The following is a 22534-nucleotide window of genomic DNA, read 5'->3' as shown; positions in this document are numbered from 1 at the left end:
GCTGAACAGTGTAAAAAAAGTATAAAAATGCGCAAAAATGAAACCTAAAAGAAACTTGAGTTGCGTATTTATTTAACCATTCTGTAACTAAATTACGGTGATAGGGTAAAATTGGCGAAAATTTACACGTAAAAGTGGTCAGATGAGTAGTAAAATTTCATCAATTGCGGTATATTTTTCGCAACTTACAGTGTTCGAAAACTTCCACATTTCACAGGAGCAACGCGATGAATGATTACACGCCATACACGATGACCCGCATACTGGCCCGCCGCGCTTTTGTTATTGCCGCCGGAGTTCTGGCCCTGCCGGTCATGCTGTTCCGCGCTGACCGCGCCCGTTTTTACAGCTATTTACACCGCGTCTGGATGAAAACCAGCGATAAGCCGGTGTGGCTGAGTCATGCCGAGATGGCGACACAAGACTTTTATTAATTTAGCTCCCTCCCCTGCGAAGGGGAGGTGCCAAAAGAAACCCCGTTCCTCCAGCGGGGTTTTTTATTGCCCGCCGATAAACCTGTACAAGATTATTTTTATGTATAAGTTGTGCTAAGATTATACGTAAGGGTGATGAATCAATGCCGCCTCTCTTTTCTTCTTTCAATGCAAGGTGCCGACAATGACGAAAACAATTCCGATTGGTATCAGTGCATGCCTGCTGGGTGAAAATGTCCGCTTTGATGGCGGGCATAAACGTCTGGCGTTTGCCGTAGAGCAACTGGCGCCTTATGTGCGCTTCGAACCTATCTGCCCGGAAATGGCGATCGGCCTGCCAACGCCCCGCCCGGCGTTGCGTCTGGTTAAAATGGACGACAGCATCGTGATGCGTTTCAGTAACGACGAGACCGTTGACGTCACCGAAAAAATGCAGCATTACGCCGAAAAACGTGTGGCACCGCTGACCGGCTTGTGCGGTTATATCGTCTGCGCGAAATCCCCGAGCTGCGGGATGGAGCGGGTCCGGGTATACAGCGCCAACGGTAAAGATGCCAAAAAATGCGGCGTCGGGCTGTATACCGCCGAGCTGATGAAACAGCATCCGTGGCTGCCGGTGGAAGAAGACGGCCGGTTAAACGATCCCGTACTGCGGGAGAATTTTGTTGAGCGCGTTTTTGCGCTGTTTGAACTGAATCAGCTTCGCGAAGGTGGCCTGACACGCGGCAAACTGATGGCCTTCCACAGTCGTTATAAACTCATTTTACTGGCCCATTCTCAGCCCGAATATCGTGAGCTGGGGCGCTTTGTGGCTGCGATGGCTGAATGGGATTCCCTTGAGGACTATTTCACCGAATACCGGCTACGGCTGATGAATCTGATGAGCCACAAAGCTACGCGCCGTAATCACACCAATGTGCTGATGCACGTACAGGGATATTTCCGTAAACAGCTGAGTCCGGCACAACGACAAGAACTTGCCGGGCTTATTGATCGTTACCGTCAGGGAATGCAGCCGTTGCTGGCGCCGATTACCTTGCTGAAACATTATATGTCTGAATACCCGGATGCCTACCTGGCTGACCAGCGTTATTTCGAGCCTTATCCGGAAGCCTTAAAGCTTCGATATGGACATTAAAAGGAAAATTATGACCACGCATTTAGTCTGGTTTCGTAATGATTTGCGGGTAACCGACAATCGCGCGTTGCATGCCGCCTGTGAAGATCCGCAGGCGCGTATTATTGCCGTATTTATAGCCACACCGGAGCAGTGGAAACGACATGAAATGGCGCCGCGACAGGCAATGTTTATTTATCAGCACCTTCAGGTGTTACAACATGCGCTGGCTGAACGTGGTATTCCCCTGCATTACCACCAGTGTGACGATTTTGCCGACAGCGTGGCGTGGCTGAAAGATTTCTGCAAAGCCGAAAAGGTGGAATCGCTGTTTTATAATAAACAGTATGAAATCAATGAGCGCCAGCGGGATGTCGCGCTGGAGAAGGCGGTCTGCGGGTCGGTAGTGTGCCAGGCCTTCGATGACAGCCTGCTGTTGCCACCCGGCTCCGTGACCACCGGAAACGGGGAGATGTATAAGGTTTACACGCCGTTTCGTCGGGCGTTTTTATCCCGTCTCACTGAATCTGACAGCCGTTCGCTGCCTGCGCCGCAAATCCGTGAGCATACCGGAAAAGTGGTCATCCATCCGCTGATGCCGTTCGATTATCCGCTGGAAGATATCGGCGATGATTTTGCTGTCGGCGAAGAAGCAGCGCGCAACCAGTTGCGCCGTTTTTGCCGGGAGCAGGTGCAGGATTATCTCAGTCAGCGCGATCTGCCGGCCGCCGCTGGCACCAGTTCGTTGTCGCCGTATCTGGCGATTGGTGTGCTGTCGCCGCGCCAGTGCCTGAACCGTCTGCGAACGGAATGTCCGCAGGTGCTGGAGAAAACCGACAGCGGCGCATTTGGCTGGCTGAATGAACTGGTGTGGCGCGAGTTTTATCGTCATCTGATCGTCGCCTGGCCGAAACTTTGCAAACATCAGCCCTTCCTTGAATGGACGGATAACGTGCGGTGGCGTCACGCCCCGGATGATTTACAGGCGTGGAAAGAAGGAAAAACCGGTTATCCCATTGTGGATGCGGCCATGCGGCAACTGAATACGACGGGCTGGATGCATAACCGTCTGCGGATGATTGTCGCCAGTTTTCTGGTGAAGGATTTACTGATCAACTGGCGCGAAGGCGAGCGCTATTTCATGTCGCAACTGCTGGATGGCGATCTGGCGGCTAACAACGGCGGCTGGCAATGGGGCGCTTCTACCGGCACAGATGCTGCGCCGTATTTCCGTATTTTCAATCCGACAACTCAGGGCGAACGTTTTGACAAAGCCGGACGCTTTATCAAAGCCTGGGTGCCGGAACTGTCGGATGTGCCGGAAAGAGACATTCATCAACCGCATCGCTGGGCGGAAAAATACCGGCGCGTGTTAGACTATCCGCTGCCGGTTATTGATCACGCGCAGGCGAGAAAAGACACGCTTGCAGCCTTTGAGGCGGCAAAAAACCGGTCAGACTGACTTTACTCTCTCACCACGACAAGGAGCGATGTGATGAAAAAATACCTGCTGGCGCTGATGCTGGCATGCTGGACGGGTCAGGCGAGTGCGGGGTTTGATGTCGTGGCGCTGGGTGTGAATGGCGGCGTCGAAGAAGGCAATCTCACCTCGTACCTGATCCGCAGTGATGATCAAAAACTCTATCTCGGTCTGGATGCCGGCTCTGTTTTGCCCGGCATTCGCAAGGCGCTGGAGAAAGGCAGTTTTCCACAGGTGACGGCTGAAAATGCTGCACCGCTGACCCCGCAGGGCGCGGTTTTCCGCAACCTGATTGGCGGATACTTTATCAGTCACGGCCATCTCGACCACCTGGCGGGGTTGATCATCAGTTCCCCGGAAGACAGCAAAAAACCGATTTACGGCACAGCGGATACCATTGGCACGCTGCGTCAGCATTACTTCAACGGCCGCGTCTGGCCTAACTTCACCGACTCCGGCAGTGGTTTACGCATCGGCACCTATCGCCTGAACCAGCAGCGCCCGGCGCAACGGTTCTCCCTTGGCCTGACCGGCCTGGACGGCAATATTTACCCACTCAGCCACGGCGGCACACCCTCGGCCATGATTCTGGTGAGCCGTAATAAAGAGTCGTTTGCCTTCTTCGGCGATACCGGCCCGGATGAAGTCGAAAAATCGAAAAATCTCGATACCGTGTGGCGCGTGCTGGGCGATGAGGTGAAAGCTAAACGGCTGAAAGGCATCATCATCGAAACGTCTTATCCGGATGGTGTGCCTGACAGCAAACTGTTCGGACATTTGACGCCGGACTGGTTGCTCAAAGAGCTTGGGCGGTGGCAGGAATATGCCGGAGGCGAAGGGGCGCTGAACGGCATCACGGTGATTATCAGTCACGTCAAACCCAGCCTGAAAGCCGGTGCTGATCCTGAAAAAGAGATCATGGCGCAGCTGGAAAAAGGGAATAATCTGGGCGTGAAGTTTGTGCGGATGGCGCAGGGTGATAAATTAGAGATCAAATAGACCATCCATTAATAACGAGAAACGTCATGAACAACCTCCAGCTTGAAAAGCTGATTAATCAGAAACTGGATATCAGCAATTACAAAGATTACGCACCGAACGGATTGCAGGTCGAAGGACGGCGTGAAGTGCAGCGTGTGGTGACCGGCGTAACGGCGTCACAGGATCTGCTGGATGCCGCGATTGCTGTCGAAGCCGATGCGGTTCTGGTGCATCACGGTTATTTCTGGAAAGACGAACCGACTGAAATCCGTGGCATGAAACGTAACCGTCTTAAAACATTGCTGGCAACGGATACCAATATGTACGCCTACCATCTGCCGCTGGATGGTCATCCGGAACTGGGGAATAACGCGCAGCTGGCGAAATTGTTCGGTATTAACGTACAGGGCGAAATTGCGGTGCTGTTGCCCTGGGGAGAACTGGAAAAACCGCTGACCGGTGAAGAGTTCCGCCAGCGCATTGAAGTCACGCTGGATCGCAACGTGTTGCACAGTTCACAGAATGCACCGGCCGAAATCCGCCGTGTCGCATGGTGCTCCGGTGGTGGTCAGGGTTACATTCAGAAAGCGGCAGAATATGGCGTCGATGCCTTTATCAGCGGCGAAGTGTCCGAGCAGACCATTCACATTGCCCGCGAAATGGGGCTGCATTTCTACGCCGCAGGCCATCACGCCACCGAACGTTATGGCGTGAAAGCACTGGGCGAATGGTTAGCTGCTGAGCATAATCTTGATGTCATGTTTATCGACATCGATAACCCGGCCTAATTTTTCTTTTCGCTAGTCTCTTCAGAAACGCTGTCTTCCAGCAGGGTAAATGCCCGCTGTAATCCGGTATCCACTTCAGGGTCTGCGCCCTGGGGTGGGTACTTGCTTTCCTCTTCTTCCTCTGTGGCTTCGCTTTCGTCAACCACGGGTTCCACCACATTTTCCGGCGCGGGCATCGTTTCCTGAATCATCTGTTCGTCAAACGCCGGGTTCAGGGCAGGCGAGAGCGGGGAACTGCTCAGACTGTCAGGTATGGCGATGTGCGGAACCGGCGCATCGGTGGCCATTTGCATGGCTTCTTCTTTTCTGGAAGTGCGGCTCAGCGCCACAATACCTACACCACACAGCGCGAAAAAGGCGTAAAGAATGTTGCCGCCCAATGGCTGGATCAGCGCACCGACCGCCAGCGGGCCGATACAGGCACCGACGCCAAAAGCCATCAGCAGACAGGCTGAAAGCGAGACACGACGCTCCGGTTCGATCATGTCATTGGCAAGTGCGACAATCAGCGGGTACAGGGTGAACTGCATCAGGCTGACGACAAAACCAATGGCGAGCAACAGCGGGAATGAAATGTGGCTGAACAACGCCAGCGGCAGGGCGGTAATGGCCAGCAGGATGGCGTTTATGCGCATCAGCATGTTGCGGTTATAGCGGTCGGAAAGCCAGCTGAGCGGGAACTGTGCCAGCAGACCGGCGAAAATCGCCAGCGCCATAAACAGACCGGTTTGTTGAGTGGTCAGCGCTTGCTGACTGGTGTAAATCGGTGCCATCCCGTAAAACGAGCCGACGACCATGCCGATAACCAGTGTAATCGCCAGCACCTTGGGGATCGTGCCGATAAAGAATTTAAGCTCCATCGGTGCCGGAGACATATGGCCGACGTTAGTGCGCGTGGTCAGCGCAATCGGCACAAGGCACAGGGCGAAACACAGGGCAATAACGATAAGCGTACTCACGCCTAAATCGCTGTTGAGCATCAGTACGACCTGACCGAGCGCCATCCCGAGATAAGAGGCCACCATATAAAAGCCGAATACCACACCGCGCTGGTTGGCTTCAGCCTGATCGTTGAGCCAGCTTTCCAGCACCATATATTGCACCATCATGCATAAGCCGATGATCAGACGCAGTACCACCCAGACCGGGATGATGTCAGTCAGGCCATGCCCCAGCACGGCGGCGGTGATGATACCGGAGCAGGAAACGTAGGCACGAATATGACCTACGCGGGCGATCAGGATATGGCCAACCTTGCCGCCGATCACTAGTCCGATGTAGTTAGCCGCGATGATCGCCCCGATCATCGCACCACTGACATGAATGGCGGAAAGACGCAGGGAAATGTAAGTCGTCAGCAGGCCGGAGCCCAATAACATCAGTAATGTCGTGGTATAAAGCGGAAAAAAGAGTGCTAATGGTTTTCTCACAGGCCATCCCTATTGTGTAACGAAGGCGTTATCCAAACGCTAAAAAACAGCAACGTTTCTGAGAGTAGCAGGTGAAGGCGGCGGGCGAAACCTCAGTGTCCCGCACAACGGGGAGATGAGTTGACATCAGTACTCTGTTTCACGCATAACTGATAACAAATCTCACGCTATTGATTCGATGAATAACCCGATGATCCACAACCCTTCTTTAAGGAGTATCTGAGTGCAACGAGCACGATGTTACCTGCTGGGCGAACGCGCGGTAGTGCTGGAACTTGACCCCCCGGTGTCGCTGGCAAGCCAGCAGCGGATCTGGGGACTGACGCAACGTTTACAGGATCGCGCCGTGTATCCGGGCGTGCGTGAAGTCATTCCCGGTATGAATAATCTGACGGTATTACTCACCGAGGCGCAAAGTTCGGCGCTGGATGCAATTGAGCGACTGCAAAACTGGTGGGAAGAAAGCGAAGCCATCGAGCCGGAATCGCGGCTGGTTGAAATTCCTGTGATTTACGGCGGTCTGCAGGGGCCGGATTTAGACAACGTGGCACGCCATACCGGTATGACGCCGGGTCAGGTGGTTGAATGCCATGCGGGTGTTGACTACACCGTTTATTTTCTCGGCTTCCAGCCCGGTTTTCCTTATCTGGGCGGCATGCCATCGAAACTTGCCACGCCACGTCACGGCGAACCGCGTCTGTCGGTGCCTGCGGGCTCGGTTGGCATTGGTGGCAGTCAGACCGGCATTTATCCTCTCTCGACGCCGGGCGGCTGGCAACTGATCGGTCAGACGCCAGTCGCGATGTTTGATCCTCTGCGTGCATCACCGACATTACTGCTGCCGGGTGACAGCGTACGCTTCGTGCCACAGAAGGAGGGCGTATGCTGAAGGTTTTACGCGCCGGGATGTTGACCACGGTGCAGGACTTGGGTCGCAACGGTTACCGCCAGCAGGGCGTGAGTCAGTCAGGTGCGCTGGATGCCCCGGCACTGCGGTCTGCCAATCTGCTGGCCGGCAATGACGAAAATGCGGCGGCGCTGGAAATCACACTCGGCCAGTTCAGTGCTGAATTTTACCGTGAAGGCTGGATAGCGCTGACCGGGGCCGGTTGTCATGCACAGCTTGATGGGAAAGAGGTATGGACCGGCTGGTGTTACAAAGTGAAGCCGGGCCAGATACTGACCCTGAAAATGCCCACCCGTGGTATGCGCAGCTATCTGGCGATTTCCGGCGGCATTGATGTGCCTGAAGTCATGGGATCGCGCAGTACCGATCTGAAAGCCAAATTTGGTGGCTTTCACGGGCGGGCATTGCAAGACGGTGACAGGTTGCCCACCGGCGATTCGTTTGGGCAGCCGAAAAAATCCTGTGGCATTAAACAGCTACTGTTTGGTAACCGTATTCGTGCATTGCCGGGGCCGGAGTATCAGGAGTTCAGCGAGACGTCGCGCGGGGAGTTCTGGCGCGCCGCCTGGCAGCTGAGCCCGCAAAGTAACCGTATGGGATACCGGCTGCACGGTCACACACTGAAACGCGAAACTGATCGTGAAATTCTGTCGCACGGCTTATTGCCGGGCGTAGTTCAGGTGCCGCAGGGCGGCCAGCCAATTGTCCTGATGGCTGATGCGCAGACCACCGGCGGCTATCCGCGTATTGCCTGTGTCATTGAGGCGGATTTGTATAATCTGGCGCAAATCCGGCTGGGCGAACCGGTGCATTTCGTCAAATGCACACCGGAAGAGGCGCAGAAAGCCTTGCGTGAGCAATCGCTCTTTATCGAACAGATTAAACGGGGGCTGCATGATCGTTGATCTTAATGCCGATCTAGGCGAAGGCTGTGCACATGATGAGGCACTGTTACAACTCGTCAGTTCGGCCAATATTGCCTGCGGATTTCATGCCGGAGATGCGCAGACCATGCGGCAATCCGTACGCCATGCGCTGAAATACGGTGTGGCAATTGGTGCGCACCCGGGTTTTGCGGATCGCGAAAATTTTGGCCGCACTGCCATGAACGTGCCTGCCGAAACCCTGTATGCCCAGGTGGTGTATCAGTTGGGTGCACTGGCTGCCATCACCCGTGCCGAAGGCGGACATATGGTGCATGTGAAGCCGCACGGCATGTTGTACAACCAGGCAGCAACCGACCCCGTACTCGCGGATGTTATCGCCCGGGCGGTGCATGCGGTAGATCCGGCATTGCGTCTGGTCGGGCTGGCGGGTAGCGAATTAATTCATGCCGGTGAACGCCTGGGATTGCAAACCCGTCAGGAAGTATTCGCTGACCGGCGTTATCAGAGCAACGGTACGCTGGTGCCACGCAGTCAGCCGGATGCAATGATCGAAAGCGATGAACTGGCGCTGGACCAGACGCTGTCGATGGTACAGCAACAGAAAGTGCTCAGCCGTGAAGGCGTCTGGGTGCCGGTTAAAGCTGACACTGTTTGTCTGCATGGTGATGGTGAACATGCACTGACGTTTGCCCGGCGGCTGAGGAATGCGTTTGTTGAACAGGATATTCAGATCAGCGCAGGCTGATTTTGGCAGAATCTGAGGAGCATCTATGCGTAAAGTTTTAGTCACCGGTTTCGAGCCCTTTGGCGGCGAGCGCGTTAATCCGTCATGGGAAGTGGTCAGGCAACTGGGCGACCTGGAATTGTCGGGGGCGCAGATTGTGGTGCGTCAGTTGCCGTGCGTGTTCGGCAAAGCCATTGATGCACTCAATGCGGCCATTGATGAAGTGCTGCCTGAAATGGTGATCTGCGTCGGGCAGGCCGGTGGCCGGAGTGATTTCAGTATCGAACGCGTAGCGATCAATGTCGATGATGCGCGTATTGCCGATAACGAGGGTAACCAGCCGGTGGATGAAACCATCGTCAGCGCGGGCCCGGCAGCGTATTTTTCTACCCTGCCGATCAAGACGATTGTCAACGGATTGCGCGAGTCAGGGATCCCGGCATCGGTGTCGCAAACCGCCGGTACTTACGTCTGCAATCATGTGATGTACGGCCTGTTACATCGTCTGGCGCAGCCTGCCTGCAAAGTGGTGAAGGGCGGTTTTATCCATATTCCTTATCTGCCGGAACAGGCCGCACATCATCCGGGTACGCCAAGTATGTCAGTACATACTGTTCTGAACGCCCTTGAGCTGACTATCGCCATTGCGCTGCATACGGAGCAGGATTTGAAAATTGCCGGGGGTGCAACTCACTGATGCCTGAAGGTCCTGAAATCCGCCGCGCAGCTGATGTGCTGGCTGCTGCGGTAGTGAATAAGCCCCTGACCGATGTCTGGTTTGCGTTTCCGGCACTCAAACCCTACCAGTCAGCGCTCAGGGGCACGAAAATCACGTCAATTGAAACACGCGGAAAAGCACTGCTGACGCACTTTTCCAACGGTCTGACTCTTTATAGTCACAATCAGCTTTACGGGGTCTGGCGGGTAGTGAAGGCCGGCGAAGTCGCCAGGGAAACCAAACGCTCGCTGCGGGTCATGCTGGAAACCACGGAGGCGGCGATCCTGCTGTACAGTGCATCCGAAATCAGTATTTACGATACGGCGGAGATCGAAAATCATCCGTTCCTGCAACGTATCGGCCCGGATGTGCTGGATGAGCGTCTGACTGTCGAGCAGGTACGTGAGCGGTTATTGTCCCCTAAATTTTGCAACCGTCAGTTAGGCGGAATGTTGCTGGATCAGGCCTTTCTGGCGGGATTGGGCAATTATCTGCGGGCGGAAATTCTCTGGCTGGCGAAACTGCTGCCGGATCATAAACCCAAAGAGCTGAACGAAACGGAACTGCAGGCGCTGGCCGATGCCTGTTTATCTGTTGCGCGTTTATCGTATGCCACGCGCGGCACGATGGATGAAAATGTGCATCACGGTGCGCTGTTTCGTTTCAAGGTGTTTGGCCGGACAGGCTTACCCTGCGAACGTTGCGGCGATCCGATTATGAAAACCAGCGTGTCATCGCGACCGTTCTTCTGGTGTCCGGTGTGTCAGGTCTGACAGATAAAAAAGAAAAGGGCACCGGAGTGCCCTTAGGATGGGTATCAGGGTCAGAAATTCACTTTAATACCCAGATTGCCGCTGTAGCCTTTCAGGTCAGAATCAAAACCTTTCTGGTAGCGAACATCGGTGTAAATCGTGGTGTTTTCATTGAGTTTGCCCGCAACACCTGCACCTGTCTGCCACCAGCTGTCACTGAATTCCGCTTTAAGTCGCTTATCCGCGATTTGTACATCCGGTTCATCGCCGATAGTGGTGACGACATCCAGCGTCAGATAAGGCGTCCAGGTCGGATTATCCAGCAACAACCGCACACCGCCTCGTGCTTGTGCATTGCTGGTTGATACGCCAGAGACGTTGCTGACGCCATCACTGAAATCTTCAAGGTTCAGATACTGATAAATAACCTGCGCCTGTGGTTCAATTTTCAGATTTTCATGCAAGACAAAGGGCTTGCCAGCTTCTATTGATAATGCGATGCCATAACCGTCCTGATCGGCATCATGCGTGCTGTCGTAACTGTTTTTATACCAACTGCCCATGCCTACTGTATCAATGTATCCGCCATCCTGCGCTTTCAGTGTGTAGTAACCGCCCAGGCTGTAGATGTCGCTGTCAAGACTGCCGGTTTGCACGGAAAGCATTGAGTTGTTGCTGCGCAGGCTGTCTTCTGCATCAGTATTTTGGCGTCCGAGTGTCACGAGAATACCGGCGCTGCGTTCGGTGTTTTCTTGGTCTTTGTCCCACATCAGATCCATACCCAACTGCGCGTACGAGGTATCGGTGTCATAGCTATAGCGGCCTGCGTCATTCTCGGTATGAGTACCGACAATCCGGCCCCATGCGCCGTCTTTATGCAGTACATCACCGCCGGTACGCTGGTGATAAGTCCCAATGACATCAAAACCGTACTGCATATTCAGTACTGGTGCCGCAATATACCCGGGGACTTCCTCGCGCCATGGCAGGATGTCATCGGATGGTGTCGGGGTTGGGGCCACATCCGGATTATCATTAGTGTTATCATCTGGCGTCGGATCTGGAATAGGATCAGGGTCTGGGATTGGCGTTGAACAATCATAACTAGCGCAGTTACTCAGGTACCAATTTTCCCCTTCTCCGGTGTTGATATCACCTTTACGCAGGCCATAGTTGAACGCACCGGCTGACACAGAATTCCCCAGTGCAAAGGCATCTGTTCCTTGTGTGTTAGTTCCGTGCACGGTAATTACTTCAATCCCATTGTCTGGTGTGTTATTCCCGCCACCGCCGGTGTTCGTGACATAAAGGATATTTTTTCCTGTAATATCGCCTGTGACGTGGATCTGGTCGGTTAGTGAATTGCTGTCATCAAGGTAAGTATTAATGCGATAAACTCCGTCACCGGTCATATCGCCGTTCACTGTAAGTTCAGAATAATCATCACCGTTGTGAGTGAAGGACGTAGTACCGTGGGAATTCATTTGCGAAATTTCGGAGTCACCGGTCACGGTCCATATGCTGCTTGCATCAATATTGACATTGTTGGCGCTGGCGGTTGTGCCTTGCCAGTTAGAGCCGCTGTTAAGATATACATCCACAACACTGCCGGTATCGGCAATGATTTCGCCTTCCAGGTGAGAGTTACTGGCAGATAGATTCACCTGGCTTTGCGCGGTAACGCCCGTATTAGTATCGATGAAACTTCGTGCTCTCAACAAAACACCGTTTCCGCTTTGCACGGTTGAGTTGTTATTCACATTAATCTGAGTATTGGCCCCTTCTGCAAGTATGCCCTCGCGGGTAGCGCTGCTGACAAGGCTGTTATCCAGTGTCACAATGGCCTGATGATCTGCATCAAAACCCTGTGTATAAATGCCATTTGCTAATGCACCCGTAGCCGATAACACGCTGTTACTGATGGTAATCTGGCTGTTGGCATAGGAACGGACAGCGGAAGCACTGTTGCCGGTCGAAATTCCCTTAACCTTATTTGCATCCAGGGTAGAGTCTTTCATGGCAACCAGCTGATTACTCTGTGCCCCGGTAGTTGTTATCTCAGCGGTATCAAGATTCATTATCCCCGCGTGGTCAGCGACGGCAGCGGCTGAACTGCTACCTTCTGTGTTAATCACCACATTTTTAGCGGTCAGTATGGCCGGGGATAATCCTGCATTTGTCGCTTCATTGGCGGCGACATACAGGGCATACGACTTATCTCCGAGCGTAGTGATGCTGACATTATTTAATTCTGCTTCGCCGCGAGCATCGACCGCATAGGAATGCATGCCATTGGTCGTGAGTGAAAGATCATTGGCCGTTAGCTTTGCGCTCTGACTTGCGGCAAAAAAACCAGTGTTATTACTGCCAGTCGTCGCGTAGGTCCCGCCGGTCAACGTCACATCGCTATATGTGTTGGTATTCACCATGATGTCATCATTACCGGTCATTCGAACGTTACCGTTTATGATGTCAACAGTAGCTCTTATGTCATCGCTGGAGCCTGATGCATAAATCACATTTTGGGAACCAGCAGAGGTTTGCTCCACCGTGAGGTTTTCAATGACGAGTGAGGAGTCAGACACGGTGAGCGCATGTTTCGCGTTAGTTAATTCTATGTTTATATTACTCAGGCTCGCCGATGCGCCCGACTGGATATCAATCCCCCGTGCCTGAGCAGCATCGCTGGTGAGACGTATATTATCACCTGTTAATATTGAACCTTTATCGGAGGCATAAATAACACTGCTGTCATCTTTACCGGAACTGATGTCGGCATTATTAATTTCGGCAGAAGCGCCGGTTGTGATGTTAAATGTTTTACTGGAATCTGTTGTGCTGACGTCAGCGTAATTAAGTATTAACTTACTTTCATCAATAATATTAAATGCATAAGCTTCGCTGCCAGTAGTGGAGACTACGGATTGAACGGGAATGGGTGTCGGTATCCCAGGAGCCGTGATTTCCCCATCAACAATGACTTCTGTACCGGCTCCGGTGATGGTGTAAGCATGATCTTCCGCGCCCGTTGTAGCGAAACTCAAGGCGTCAGCAGGCGTTATGCCAGTGGAATATGTTGTTGTTGCAAATGCAACAGATGACGGTAATAAAAGGCTGAAAATGGCACTCGATAATAATGTTCTTTTAAAAGAACGCGATCCGTTCATATATTCATCCATGTGAAAATATCCTTTATTTAGTAATGGCGCGCTTGTCCAACATGTTTTATTAATTCAACGAGTTAAATATCGAATGCAATACATATTGAGGGTGTGGATTATGGTTATTATTGCCCGATAGATTTTTCCGAATGGTATAGCAACAACTCAGGAGCGTCAAATATTAGTGTTAATAATTAGAAATATTTATTTAGGCTTAATATATAATTAAGTTATCTGGGGTAAATAAGTAAATAAGTCACCTGATTAACCGGTGGCTTTGACACCGCCCTCTAAAAGAAGGCCAAAGCTTTAACCTTCCAGCCCCGCTGAAACTGTTGCTCTGCTTCTTCTTTTACAATTTATGCCCTTTGATTTGCTGGTGACAAACCGGGGCAGTATTTAGCATGGGAACTGTATGGGCAAAGCTCCCCAGGTACGATCACGCCTCCAAAGGAGAGAGTGATTAAGGATGACGTAAAAAAGCCGATGAGTTATTCATCGGCTTTATATATTGAGGGGGATTATTATATATTTACTTTTTCAGCTGAGAATGGAAATCGCGTTTGTCATAGCCGGTATAAAGCTGGCGCGGACGGGCGATTTTGACGCCTTCCTGATGCATTTCGCTCCAGTGAGCAATCCAGCCGACAGTACGTGCCATCGCGAAGATCACGGTGAACATGGAAGACGGAATACCCATCGCTTTCAGGATGATGCCGGAGTAGAAATCGACGTTCGGGTACAGTTTCTTCTCGATGAAGTAAGGGTCGTTCAGCGCGATATGCTCAAGCTCCATCGCCACTTCCAGCAGGTTGTCTTTCAGATCCAGCTCTTTCAGGACTTCATGACAGGTTTCACGCATCACGGTCGCGCGCGGGTCATAGTTTTTATAAACACGGTGACCAAAGCCCATCAGGCGGAAGGAATCATTTTTATCTTTCGCGCGTTTCACGAATTCAGGAATGTGATCAACGCTGCTGATTTCTTCCAGCATTTTCAGTGCAGCTTCATTCGCGCCGCCGTGGGCCGGTCCCCACAGGGATGCGATACCCGCAGCAATACAGGCAAACGGGTTAGCGCCAGAAGAACCGGCGGTACGCACGGTGGAGGTCGAAGCATTTTGCTCGTGGTCAGCGTGCAGGATCAGGATACGATCCATGGCGCGTTCCAGAATCGGGTTCACTTTGTATTCTTCACACGGGGTGGAGAACATCATGTGCAGGAAGTTACCGGCATAAGACAGGTCGTTGCGCGGATACACAAACGGCTGGCCGATAGAATATTTGTAACACATGGCGGCAACGGTCGGCATTTTGGACAGCAGACGGTAAGCAGCGATTTCACGGTGACGTTCGTTTTCTACATCGATCGAATCGTGATAAAACGCCGCCAGTGCGCCGGTGACACCACACAGAACAGCCATCGGGTGAGAGTCACGACGGAAGCCGTGGAACAGACGGGTGATTTGCTCATGCACCATCGTGTGACGGGTAACATTGGTTTTGAATTCATCATACTGTTTCTGAGTCGGCACTTCGCCGTTCAGCAGCAGGTAGCTCACTTCAAGGAAAGTGGACTCTTGTGCCAGCTGGTCAATCGGGAAACCACGGTGCAGCAGAACGCCTTCGTCACCATCGATATAGGTGATTTTGGACTCGCAGGATGCAGTAGAGGTGAAGCCGGGGTCATAAGTGAAAAGACCTTTGGAACCGAGGGTGCGGATATCCACTTCATCCTGGCCCAGTGTGCCGGACAGCACATTAAGTTCAATCGGGTCGTGACCTTGTAGGGTAAGTGTCGCTTTCTTATCAGCCATTTACAGTCTCCTTAGCGCCTTATTTTTAAAAATCAGTAACAACAGAAATGCCTGGAAGCGACGCCTTGTAAGGTCATTATTATTGTCAGCCTTAGCTCTGCGATCGAATGGGAAGGGAACGTAGAGCTGAGTCGAAGTGCAGTCTCAGACTGCTCTGTGACAAACAAGCGGCGTTTCATCGTTGTTAACGATTCGGTAAATCATTACTGTTCTGTCACTCAGTACCGGTGAAGAGTATGAGGATTTACACAATCACCACTTTTGCATAACTTGAGCCATCAGGGAAGACCCCGACTTGCGATTGTGTGATCCGCTGATTCTTCAGAAACTTTCACTATTTTGGTGCGTGAAGGCGAAGCCGGTATGTGCTCAGAATCACAGTCCTATTGGAATAGTTCTTTTGTAATAGAAATGTTGATCAAATGTCAAACCAGATAATTTATTTTGTGTCTTTTATGAAAAGTGAGAGATAACTCACTGTTTCGCAGAAATGTGAATAAAGCATTTGTAGGGCAATTGTAATAAGAATGTGATCAACCTATACTCCTACAAGGTCTCCGGACAATCCGAAGTAGGAGCACCCAGCATCATTTTCTTCGCCCTTCACGTTACGGCTACGAAAATACTTTTATCGCGCCTTTTAAGCACACTGGATGTCGTCCTTTGAGCGCGAAAAATGATGAGCTTTTAGCTCAGCTTTCCAAAGTTATTGGTGTTGTGGGAAGGCGGCAAGCAAGCGAATCCTTATGAGCTGACACAGGTTAGTGATTAGGGTGAGCGCGCAGCCAACGCACCCACAGCGACAAGAACAAAGGAAAGGGTGCTGTCTGACATACTGCTCCGGACCGGAGGGAAAATAATAAGAGCTGTGTGGGCAAAACCGTGAAAAAACAAAGACCTGTCAATCTGGATCTGCAAACGATCCGATTTCCTGTTACTGCGATAGCGTCCATCTTACACCGAGTCTCTGGCGTAATTACCTTCGTCGCCGTCGGTATCCTCCTCTGGCTGTTAGGCCTGTCTCTCTCTTCTCCTGAAGGGTTTGCACATGCTGCCGCCATCATGAATAGCTTGTTCGTAAAATTCATCTTTTGGGGAATACTCACTGCGCTGGCCTATCACGTTTGCGGTGGCGTCCGCCATTTGCTGATGGATTTTGGCTATATCGAAGAGAGTTTGGCTGCCGGTACCCGTTCTGCCCAGGTGGCAATCGGTCTGACCGTCGTGCTGTCAATTCTGGCTGGAGTCCTCGTATGGTAAGCAACGTTTCTGCGTTAGGGCGTAATGGTGTGCACGACTGGCTGTTACTGCGTGCTTCCGCAATTATCCTCACCTTGTACATCCTCTATATTCTGGGCTTTGTGGTTCTGGCTCAGGAACTGACATTTGATGTCTGGCATGGCTTCTTCTCTTCCTCCATCACCAAAGTATTCACACTGCTGGCGCTGCTCTCAATTCTGATACACGCGTGGATCGGCATGTGGCAGGTGTTAACGGACTATGTGAAATCGCTGGCTGTCCGACTGGTGCTGCAACTGGCTATTGTCGTGGTGTTAGTGGTTTACCTACTTTACGGAACAATTGTTGTTTGGGGAGCGTAGTAAATGAATCTGCCAGTCAGAGAGTTTGATGCTGTCGTTATCGGTGCGGGTGGCGCCGGTATGCGTGCCGCGTTACAAATTTCGCAAATGGGGCTGTCTTGTGCCCTGATTTCAAAAGTCTTCCCGACCCGCTCCCATACGGTGTCAGCGCAGGGCGGTATTACCGTTGCGCTGGGTAACACCCATGAGGATGACTGGGAATGGCATATGTATGACACCGTAAAAGGTTCCGACTATATCGGTGACCAGGACGCCATTGAATATATGTGTAAAACCGGGCCGGAAGCGATTCTGGAACTCGAACACATGGGGCTGCCTTTCTCCCGTCTGGACGATGGCCGTATTTATCAGCGTCCGTTTGGCGGGCAGTCGAAGAACTTCGGCGGCGAACAGGCGGCACGTACCGCCGCCGCAGCCGACCGTACCGGTCACGCCTTGTTGCATACGCTGTATCAGCAAAACCTGAAAAATGGCACCACAATTTTCTCAGAATGGTATTCGCTGGATTTAGTGAAAAACCAGGACGGCGCGATCGTCGGCTGTACCGCAATCTGTATTGAAACCGGTGAAGTGGTGTACTTCAAAGCCAAAGCGACCGTGCTGGCGACCGGTGGTGCAGGCCGTATTTACCAGTCCACCACCAACGCCCACATTAATACCGGCGACGGTGTCGGCATGGCGCTGCGTGCAGGTGTTCCGGTGCAGGATATGGAAATGTGGCAGTTCCACCCGACCGGTATCGCCGGCGCAGGCGTTCTGGTAACAGAAGGCTGTCGTGGTGAAGGCGGTTATCTGCTTAATAAAGACGGCGAGCGTTTCATGGAACGTTATGCGCCGAATGCCAAAGACCTGGCGGGTCGTGACGTGGTGGCGCGTTCCATCATGATCGAAATCCGCGAAGGCCGCGGCTGTGAAGGTCCGTGGGGCCCGCACGCCAAACTGAAACTCGACCATCTGGGTAAAGACGTTCTGGAATCCCGCCTGCCTGGCATCCTCGAACTGTCGCGTACCTTCGCACACGTCGATCCGGTGAAAGAGCCGATCCCGGTTATCCCGACCTGCCATTACATGATGGGCGGTATTCCGACCAAGGTGACCGGTCAGGCATTGCGTGTTAACGCACAGGGTCAGGACGAAGTGATCCCGGGTCTGTTCGCCGTGGGCGAGATTGCCTGCGTATCGGTACATGGCGCTAACCGCCTTGGCGGCAACTCGCTGCTGGACCTGGTGGTGTTTGGCCGTGCAGCGGGCATGCATTTGCAGGAATCTATTGCAGAGCAGGGTGACAGCCGTGATGCCTCTCAGGATGACATTGATGTCTCTCTGGAACGTCTGAACCGCTGGAATAACACCCGTTCAGGTGAAGATCCGGTGGCTATCCGTAAAGATCTGCAAGCGTGCATGCAGAACAACTTCTCGGTCTTCCGTGAAGGTGATGCGATGGCGAAAGGGCTGGAAGAACTGAAAGTGATCCGCGAGCGTCTGAAATCTGCCCGTCTGGATGATACGTCCTCAGAATTCAATACCCAGCGCGTTGAGTGCCTGGAACTGGATAATCTGATGGAAACCGCGTTCTCCACTGCCGTCTCTGCAAACTACCGCACCGAAAGCCGTGGCGCACACAGCCGTTTCGACTTCCCTGAGCGTGATGATGCGAACTGGTTGTGCCACACGCTGTATCAGCCGGAAACAGAAAGCATGACCCGCCGTGAGGTGAACATGCAGCCTAAGCTTCGCGCAGCGTTCCCGCCGAAAGCGCGTACATACTAGGGCAGAGCGGAGACAGATTATGAAAATTGAATTTTCGATTTATCGCTATAACCCGGACGTCGATGACGTGCCGTACATGAAAGATTATGTGCTGGAAGCCAAAGAAGGGCGCGACATGATGTTGCTCGACGCGCTGATTTTGCTGAAAGAGCAGGATCCGACGCTGGCTTTCCGCCGCTCATGCCGTGAAGGGGTTTGCGGGTCAGATGGCGTCAACATGAACGGTAAAAACGGTCTGGCGTGTATCACACCCGTCTCGACGCTGCGTAACGGCAACAAGAAAATTGTTATCCGTCCGTTACCAGGGTTACCGGTTGTCCGTGACCTTGTAGTAGACATGGGGCAATTCTATAAGCAGTATGAGAAGATTAAGCCTTACTTGTTGAATGATGGGAAAAATCCTCCGGCGCGTGAACATTTACAGATGCCGGATGATCGTGAAAAGCTGGACGGATTATACGAGTGTATTCTCTGCGCCTGCTGTTCGACGTCCTGTCCGTCTTTCTGGTGGAATCCGGACAAGTTTGTCGGCCCGGCGGGCCTTCTGGCCGCTTACCGTTTCCTGATCGACAGCCGCGATACCGAGACACAATCGCGCCTCGACGATCTGAACGATGCTTTCAGCGTATTCCGCTGCCACAGCATCATGAACTGTGTGAGTGTATGTCCGAAGGGGCTGAATCCGACCAAGGCTATCGGTCATATCAAATCGATGCTGCTACAACGCGGTGCCTGAGAAGATATGCCACGCCACAGCGGGAACTCAGGTTCCCGCTGTTATTTAGCCCAGGTGCGTTGCGCTTTCTTTAGTTACAAATGTTGCAACTGAGGCGTTGATAGCAAATAAGTAAATTTTTAATAACAAAATAGCAACAAGTGCAACAAAGTTGCGCCTTACAGGAGTAAGATAGCCGGGTCAAAATCAGGGTGTTAGAAAACATCTGAAAAGGCAGCACTAAAAAGCAGGGCAACTTCAAAAATCAGTCACGCGCATGGCGGATTTCTGAAGGTTCCTTGAAGAGCCAAATGCTCAACCAACGAACTGTTTTAGTAAGGAAAACCGTTTTACCGCGGTGTATCACGGTCAATATTATTAACCACGGCGAAAACTAAAGCTTCAAAGCTTAAGGGATCACGATGCAGAACGGCGCAATGAAGGCCTGGCTGGATTCCTCCTATCTGGCGGGTGCGAACCAGTCTTACATAGAACAACTCTATGAAGACTACTTAACCGATCCTGGTTCCGTTGACGATAGCTGGCGTTCGATTTTTAAACAGCTACCAACAGTGGGTGTGAAACCAGAGCAACTCCATTCTCAAACACGGGACTACTTCCGCCGCCTGGCGAAAGACGCGTCACGTTACAACTCCTCCATCAGCGATCCGCAAACGGATGCCAAGCAAGTCAAGGTGCTGCAGTTAATCAACGCCTTCCGCTTCCGTGGTCATCAGAACGCGAACCTTGATCCTCTTGGTCTGTGGAAACTGGACGACGTGCCCGATCTGGATCCGGCGTTCCACCATCTGACTGAAGCTGATTTCCAGGAAACCTTCAACGTCGGTTCTTTTGCCATTGGCAAGGAAACCATGCAGCTCGGCGAGCTGTATAAAGCCCTGAAGCAAACCTATTGCGGTTCCATTGGTGCAGAATATATGCACATCACCAACACCGAAGAGAAACGCTGGATCCAACAGCGTATCGAATCCGTGGCCGGTCGTGCGAGCTTCACCAATGATGAAAAGAAAACGTTCCTGAAAGAGCTGACCGCAGCAGAAGGTCTGGAGCGTTATCTGGGCGCGAAATTCCCGGGTGCAAAACGCTTTTCACTCGAAGGTGGCGATGCACTGGTGCCGATGCTTAAAGACATGATCCGTCATGCCGGCAAAAACGGAACCCGTGAAGTGGTGCTGGGTATGGCGCACCGTGGCCGTCTGAACGTACTGATCAACGTGCTGGGCAAAAAGCCGCAGGATTTGTTCGACGAATTCTCCGGCAAGCATAAAGAACATCTGGGTACCGGTGATGTGAAATACCACATGGGCTATTCGTCTGATGTGGAAACCGAAGGCGGTATGGTGCATCTGGCGCTGGCGTTTAACCCGTCGCACCTCGAAATCGTCAGCCCGGTGGTTATCGGTTCTGTTCGTGCCCGTCGTGATCGTCTGGACGAAGCGCGCAGCAACATGGTTCTGCCAATCACCATTCACGGTGATGCGGCGATTACCGGTCAGGGTGTGGTTCAGGAAACCCTGAACATGTCGCTGGCACGTGGTTATGAAGTGGGCGGCACCGTACGTATCGTCATCAATAACCAGGTGGGTTTCACCACCTCGAATCCGAAAGATGCGCGTTCTACCGATTACTGTACCGATATTGCGAAAATGGTGCAGGCACCGATTTTCCACGTCAATGCCGATGACCCTGAAGCGGTGGCTTTCGTAACCCGCCTGGCATTGGATTTCCGTAACACCTTTAAACGTGACGTCATGATCGATCTGGTTTGCTACCGTCGCCACGGCCATAACGAGGCCGACGAACCTAGCGCAACCCAGCCGCTGATGTACAACAAGATTAAGAAACACCCGACGCCACGCAAAATCTACGCTGATGTCCTGACTGAGCAAAACGTGGCCAGCCTCGAAGATGCCACGGAAATGGTCAACCTGTATCGTGATGCGCTGGATGCTGGTGAATGCGTAGTGGAAGAGTGGCGTCAGAATGACATGCACACTTTCACCTGGTCACCGTATCTGAACCATGAGTGGGATGAAGCTTACCCGAACAAGGTTGAGCTGAAACGTCTGCAGGAACTGGCGCGTCGTGTCAGTCATGTGCCGGATGCGATTGAAATGCAGTCACGCGTGGCCAAGATTTATGCTGACCGTAACGAGATGGCAGAGGGCAATAAGAAATTCGACTGGGGTGGTGCAGAAAACCTGGCCTACGCGACGCTGGTCGATGAAGGTATTCCGATTCGTCTTTCCGGTGAAGATACCGGTCGCGGCACCTTCTTCCACCGCCATGCTGTGGTCCATAACCAGAAAAACGGTTCCGTGTACGTGCCGCTGGCTAATATTCATAACAGCCAGGGCGAGTTCAACGTCTGGGATTCCGTGCTTTCCGAAGAAGCGGTGCTGGCATTTGAATACGGTTATGCCACGGCTGAACCGCGCACCCTGACTATCTGGGAAGCGCAGTTCGGTGATTTCGCCAACGGTGCGCAGGTGGTTATTGACCAGTTCATCAGTTCCGGCGAGCAGAAATGGGGCCGCATGTGTGGTCTGGTGATGTTGTTGCCACACGGCTACGAAGGGCAGGGACCGGAGCACTCCTCCGCGCGCCTGGAACGTTATCTGCAACTTTGCGCTGAGCAAAATATGCAGGTCTGTATCCCGTCTACCCCGGCGCAGGTTTACCACATGATCCGTCGTCAGGCACTGCGCGGTATGCGCCGTCCGCTGATCGTGATGTCACCGAAGTCACTGTTGCGCCATCCTCTTGCGGTTTCTACGCTTGATGAGTTGGCTAACGGCAGCTTCCTGCCTGCGATTGGCGAAGTCGACGAACTGGATCCAAAACAGGTCAAGCGCGTGGTGATGTGCTCCGGTAAGGTTTATTACGACCTGCTGGAACAACGTCGCAAAAACGAGCAAACCGATGTGGCGATCGTCCGCATCGAGCAGCTTTACCCGTTCCCGCACAAGGCAATTCAGGAAGTGCTTGAGAAATTCTCACACGTTCATGATTTCGTCTGGTGCCAGGAAGAGCCATTGAACCAGGGCGCGTGGTATTGCAGCCAGCACAATTTCCGTGAAGTGATTCCTTTCGGGGCTTCTTTACGTTACGCAGGACGCCCGGCCTCTGCCTCTCCGGCAGTGGGCTACATGTCCGTTCACCAGAAGCAACAGCAAGATCTGGTTAACGATGCGCTGAACGTTAAATAACCGCGTTGGCGTCAGTTAACTAT

General features: G+C 52.5%; 18 protein-coding genes. 15 read left to right on the top strand and 3 right to left on the bottom strand.

All coding sequences use genetic code 11. The features are described from left to right. Window positions 1-227: 227 nt before the first annotated feature. The 5 genes from EVX52_RS03325 to EVX52_RS03305 all read left to right on the top strand — a co-directional run bounded on the left by EVX52_RS03325 (window position 228) and on the right by EVX52_RS03305 (window position 4800). Window positions 228-434: a YbfA family protein gene (locus tag EVX52_RS03325; RefSeq protein WP_013576456.1), complete on the top strand. Its 207-nt coding sequence runs from the start codon at window positions 228-230 to the stop codon at window positions 432-434. A 184-nt stretch (window positions 435-618) separates the two neighbouring features. Continuing rightward, the gene (locus EVX52_RS03320; protein WP_129990577.1) at window positions 619-1572 is read left to right on the top strand and encodes a 2-thiouracil desulfurase family protein; all 954 of its coding nucleotides are present in this window, start codon (window positions 619-621) and stop codon (window positions 1570-1572) included. A 10-nt stretch (window positions 1573-1582) separates the two neighbouring features. Next, window positions 1583-3013, top strand: a complete 1431-nt coding sequence (gene phrB / locus EVX52_RS03315) for a deoxyribodipyrimidine photo-lyase (protein ID WP_129990576.1) — start codon at window positions 1583-1585, stop codon at window positions 3011-3013. A gap of 33 nt (window positions 3014-3046) precedes the next feature. Continuing rightward, the gene (locus tag EVX52_RS03310) at window positions 3047-4030 is read left to right on the top strand and encodes an MBL fold metallo-hydrolase (protein ID WP_129990575.1); all 984 of its coding nucleotides are present in this window, start codon (window positions 3047-3049) and stop codon (window positions 4028-4030) included. Between the two features lie 26 nt (window positions 4031-4056). Beyond that, window positions 4057-4800 (top strand): type 2 GTP cyclohydrolase I, encoded by a 744-nt coding sequence (locus tag EVX52_RS03305; protein ID WP_129990574.1) that lies wholly within the window; start codon window positions 4057-4059, stop codon window positions 4798-4800. Here the strand turns inward: EVX52_RS03305 and EVX52_RS03300 are convergent. After that, window positions 4797-6230 (bottom strand): MFS transporter, encoded by a 1434-nt coding sequence (locus tag EVX52_RS03300; RefSeq protein WP_129990573.1) that lies wholly within the window; start codon window positions 6228-6230, stop codon window positions 4797-4799. The genes EVX52_RS03305 and EVX52_RS03300 overlap by 4 nt on opposite strands. Window positions 6231-6453: 223 nt before the next feature. Between EVX52_RS03300 and pxpB the strand changes: the two genes are divergently transcribed. Genes pxpB through nei form a run of 5 tightly spaced genes read left to right on the top strand, consistent with a single transcriptional unit; the run spans window position 6454 to window position 10239 of the window. Beyond that, window positions 6454-7119 (top strand): 5-oxoprolinase subunit PxpB, encoded by a 666-nt coding sequence (gene pxpB, locus EVX52_RS03295; protein ID WP_129952024.1) that lies wholly within the window; start codon window positions 6454-6456, stop codon window positions 7117-7119. Further along, entirely contained in the window at window positions 7113-8042 is a 930-nt protein-coding gene (gene pxpC / locus EVX52_RS03290; RefSeq protein ID WP_129990572.1) for a 5-oxoprolinase subunit PxpC, read from the top strand. Before pxpB ends, pxpC begins: the two co-directional genes overlap by 7 nt. Then, complete coding sequence (gene pxpA / locus EVX52_RS03285; protein ID WP_129952022.1) at window positions 8032-8769, top strand: 5-oxoprolinase subunit PxpA; 738 nt, start codon at window positions 8032-8034, stop codon at window positions 8767-8769. The genes pxpC and pxpA overlap by 11 nt, the downstream gene beginning before the upstream one ends. A gap of 25 nt (window positions 8770-8794) precedes the next feature. Continuing rightward, window positions 8795-9445: a pyroglutamyl-peptidase I gene (gene pcp, locus EVX52_RS03280; RefSeq protein WP_129952021.1), complete on the top strand. Its 651-nt coding sequence runs from the start codon at window positions 8795-8797 to the stop codon at window positions 9443-9445. Next, complete coding sequence (gene nei, locus EVX52_RS03275; protein ID WP_129952020.1) at window positions 9445-10239, top strand: endonuclease VIII; 795 nt, start codon at window positions 9445-9447, stop codon at window positions 10237-10239. The genes pcp and nei overlap by 1 nt, the downstream gene beginning before the upstream one ends. Window positions 10240-10289: 50 nt before the next feature. Here nei and EVX52_RS03270 read toward each other — a convergent pair whose 3' ends face one another. Together EVX52_RS03270 and EVX52_RS03265 are read right to left on the bottom strand one after the other, a co-directional pair. Further along, on the bottom strand, window positions 10290-13397 hold the full coding sequence (locus EVX52_RS03270; protein WP_129990571.1) for an autotransporter outer membrane beta-barrel domain-containing protein: 3108 nt from the start codon (window positions 13395-13397) through the stop codon (window positions 10290-10292). A gap of 514 nt (window positions 13398-13911) precedes the next feature. Continuing rightward, entirely contained in the window at window positions 13912-15195 is a 1284-nt protein-coding gene (locus EVX52_RS03265) for a citrate synthase (protein WP_129952018.1), read from the bottom strand. Window positions 15196-16065: 870 nt separating this feature from the next. On the opposite strand from EVX52_RS03265, the gene sdhC reads away from it, so the two are divergent. The 5 genes from sdhC (at window position 16066) to sucA (ending at window position 22511) form a co-directional block, all read left to right on the top strand. Continuing rightward, window positions 16066-16455, top strand: a complete 390-nt coding sequence (gene sdhC, locus EVX52_RS03260) for a succinate dehydrogenase cytochrome b556 subunit (RefSeq protein WP_129952017.1) — start codon at window positions 16066-16068, stop codon at window positions 16453-16455. After that, a complete protein-coding gene (gene sdhD, locus EVX52_RS03255) occupies window positions 16449-16796 on the top strand; it encodes a succinate dehydrogenase membrane anchor subunit (RefSeq protein WP_129952016.1) in 348 nt (115 codons plus the stop codon). The genes sdhC and sdhD overlap by 7 nt, the downstream gene beginning before the upstream one ends. 3 nt (window positions 16797-16799) lie before the next feature. Continuing rightward, on the top strand, window positions 16800-18566 hold the full coding sequence (sdhA, locus tag EVX52_RS03250; protein ID WP_129952015.1) for a succinate dehydrogenase flavoprotein subunit: 1767 nt from the start codon (window positions 16800-16802) through the stop codon (window positions 18564-18566). 19 nt (window positions 18567-18585) lie between these two features. After that, window positions 18586-19302 (top strand): succinate dehydrogenase iron-sulfur subunit, encoded by a 717-nt coding sequence (locus tag EVX52_RS03245; RefSeq protein ID WP_129952014.1) that lies wholly within the window; start codon window positions 18586-18588, stop codon window positions 19300-19302. Window positions 19303-19703: 401 nt separating this feature from the next. Then, on the top strand, window positions 19704-22511 hold the full coding sequence (gene sucA, locus EVX52_RS03240) for a 2-oxoglutarate dehydrogenase E1 component (RefSeq protein WP_129952013.1): 2808 nt from the start codon (window positions 19704-19706) through the stop codon (window positions 22509-22511). The last annotated feature ends 23 nt before the right edge of the window (window positions 22512-22534 follow it).

It is taken from the genome of Rahnella sp. CFA14(1/10) (assembly GCF_004195095.1).
Lineage (GTDB): Bacteria > Pseudomonadota > Gammaproteobacteria > Enterobacterales > Enterobacteriaceae > Rahnella > Rahnella perminowiae.
Note: the sequence above shows the minus strand (reverse complement) of the source record. Positions and strands in the feature narration are given on the sequence as shown.

Bases quoted from the DNA above. Each gene is read 5' to 3' on its own strand.
- EVX52_RS03265 (WP_129952018.1), bottom strand. From the start codon at position 15,195: ATGGCTGATAAGAAAGCGACACTTACCCTACAAGGTCACGACCCGATT.
- phrB (WP_129990576.1), top strand. From the start codon at position 1,583: ATGACCACGCATTTAGTCTGGTTTCGTAATGATTTGCGGGTAACCGAC.
- EVX52_RS03320 (WP_129990577.1), top strand. From the start codon at position 619: ATGACGAAAACAATTCCGATTGGTATCAGTGCATGCCTGCTGGGTGAA.
- sucA (WP_129952013.1), top strand. From the start codon at position 19,704: ATGCAGAACGGCGCAATGAAGGCCTGGCTGGATTCCTCCTATCTGGCG.
- EVX52_RS03245 (WP_129952014.1), top strand. From the start codon at position 18,586: ATGAAAATTGAATTTTCGATTTATCGCTATAACCCGGACGTCGATGAC.
- EVX52_RS03270 (WP_129990571.1), bottom strand. From the start codon at position 13,397: ATGGATGAATATATGAACGGATCGCGTTCTTTTAAAAGAACATTATTA.
- nei (WP_129952020.1), top strand. From the start codon at position 9,445: ATGCCTGAAGGTCCTGAAATCCGCCGCGCAGCTGATGTGCTGGCTGCT.
- sdhA (WP_129952015.1), top strand. From the start codon at position 16,800: ATGAATCTGCCAGTCAGAGAGTTTGATGCTGTCGTTATCGGTGCGGGT.
- EVX52_RS03325 (WP_013576456.1), top strand. From the start codon at position 228: ATGAATGATTACACGCCATACACGATGACCCGCATACTGGCCCGCCGC.
- pxpA (WP_129952022.1), top strand. From the start codon at position 8,032: ATGATCGTTGATCTTAATGCCGATCTAGGCGAAGGCTGTGCACATGAT.
- pcp (WP_129952021.1), top strand. From the start codon at position 8,795: ATGCGTAAAGTTTTAGTCACCGGTTTCGAGCCCTTTGGCGGCGAGCGC.
- EVX52_RS03305 (WP_129990574.1), top strand. From the start codon at position 4,057: ATGAACAACCTCCAGCTTGAAAAGCTGATTAATCAGAAACTGGATATC.
- sdhD (WP_129952016.1), top strand. From the start codon at position 16,449: ATGGTAAGCAACGTTTCTGCGTTAGGGCGTAATGGTGTGCACGACTGG.
- EVX52_RS03310 (WP_129990575.1), top strand. From the start codon at position 3,047: ATGAAAAAATACCTGCTGGCGCTGATGCTGGCATGCTGGACGGGTCAG.
- pxpC (WP_129990572.1), top strand. From the start codon at position 7,113: ATGCTGAAGGTTTTACGCGCCGGGATGTTGACCACGGTGCAGGACTTG.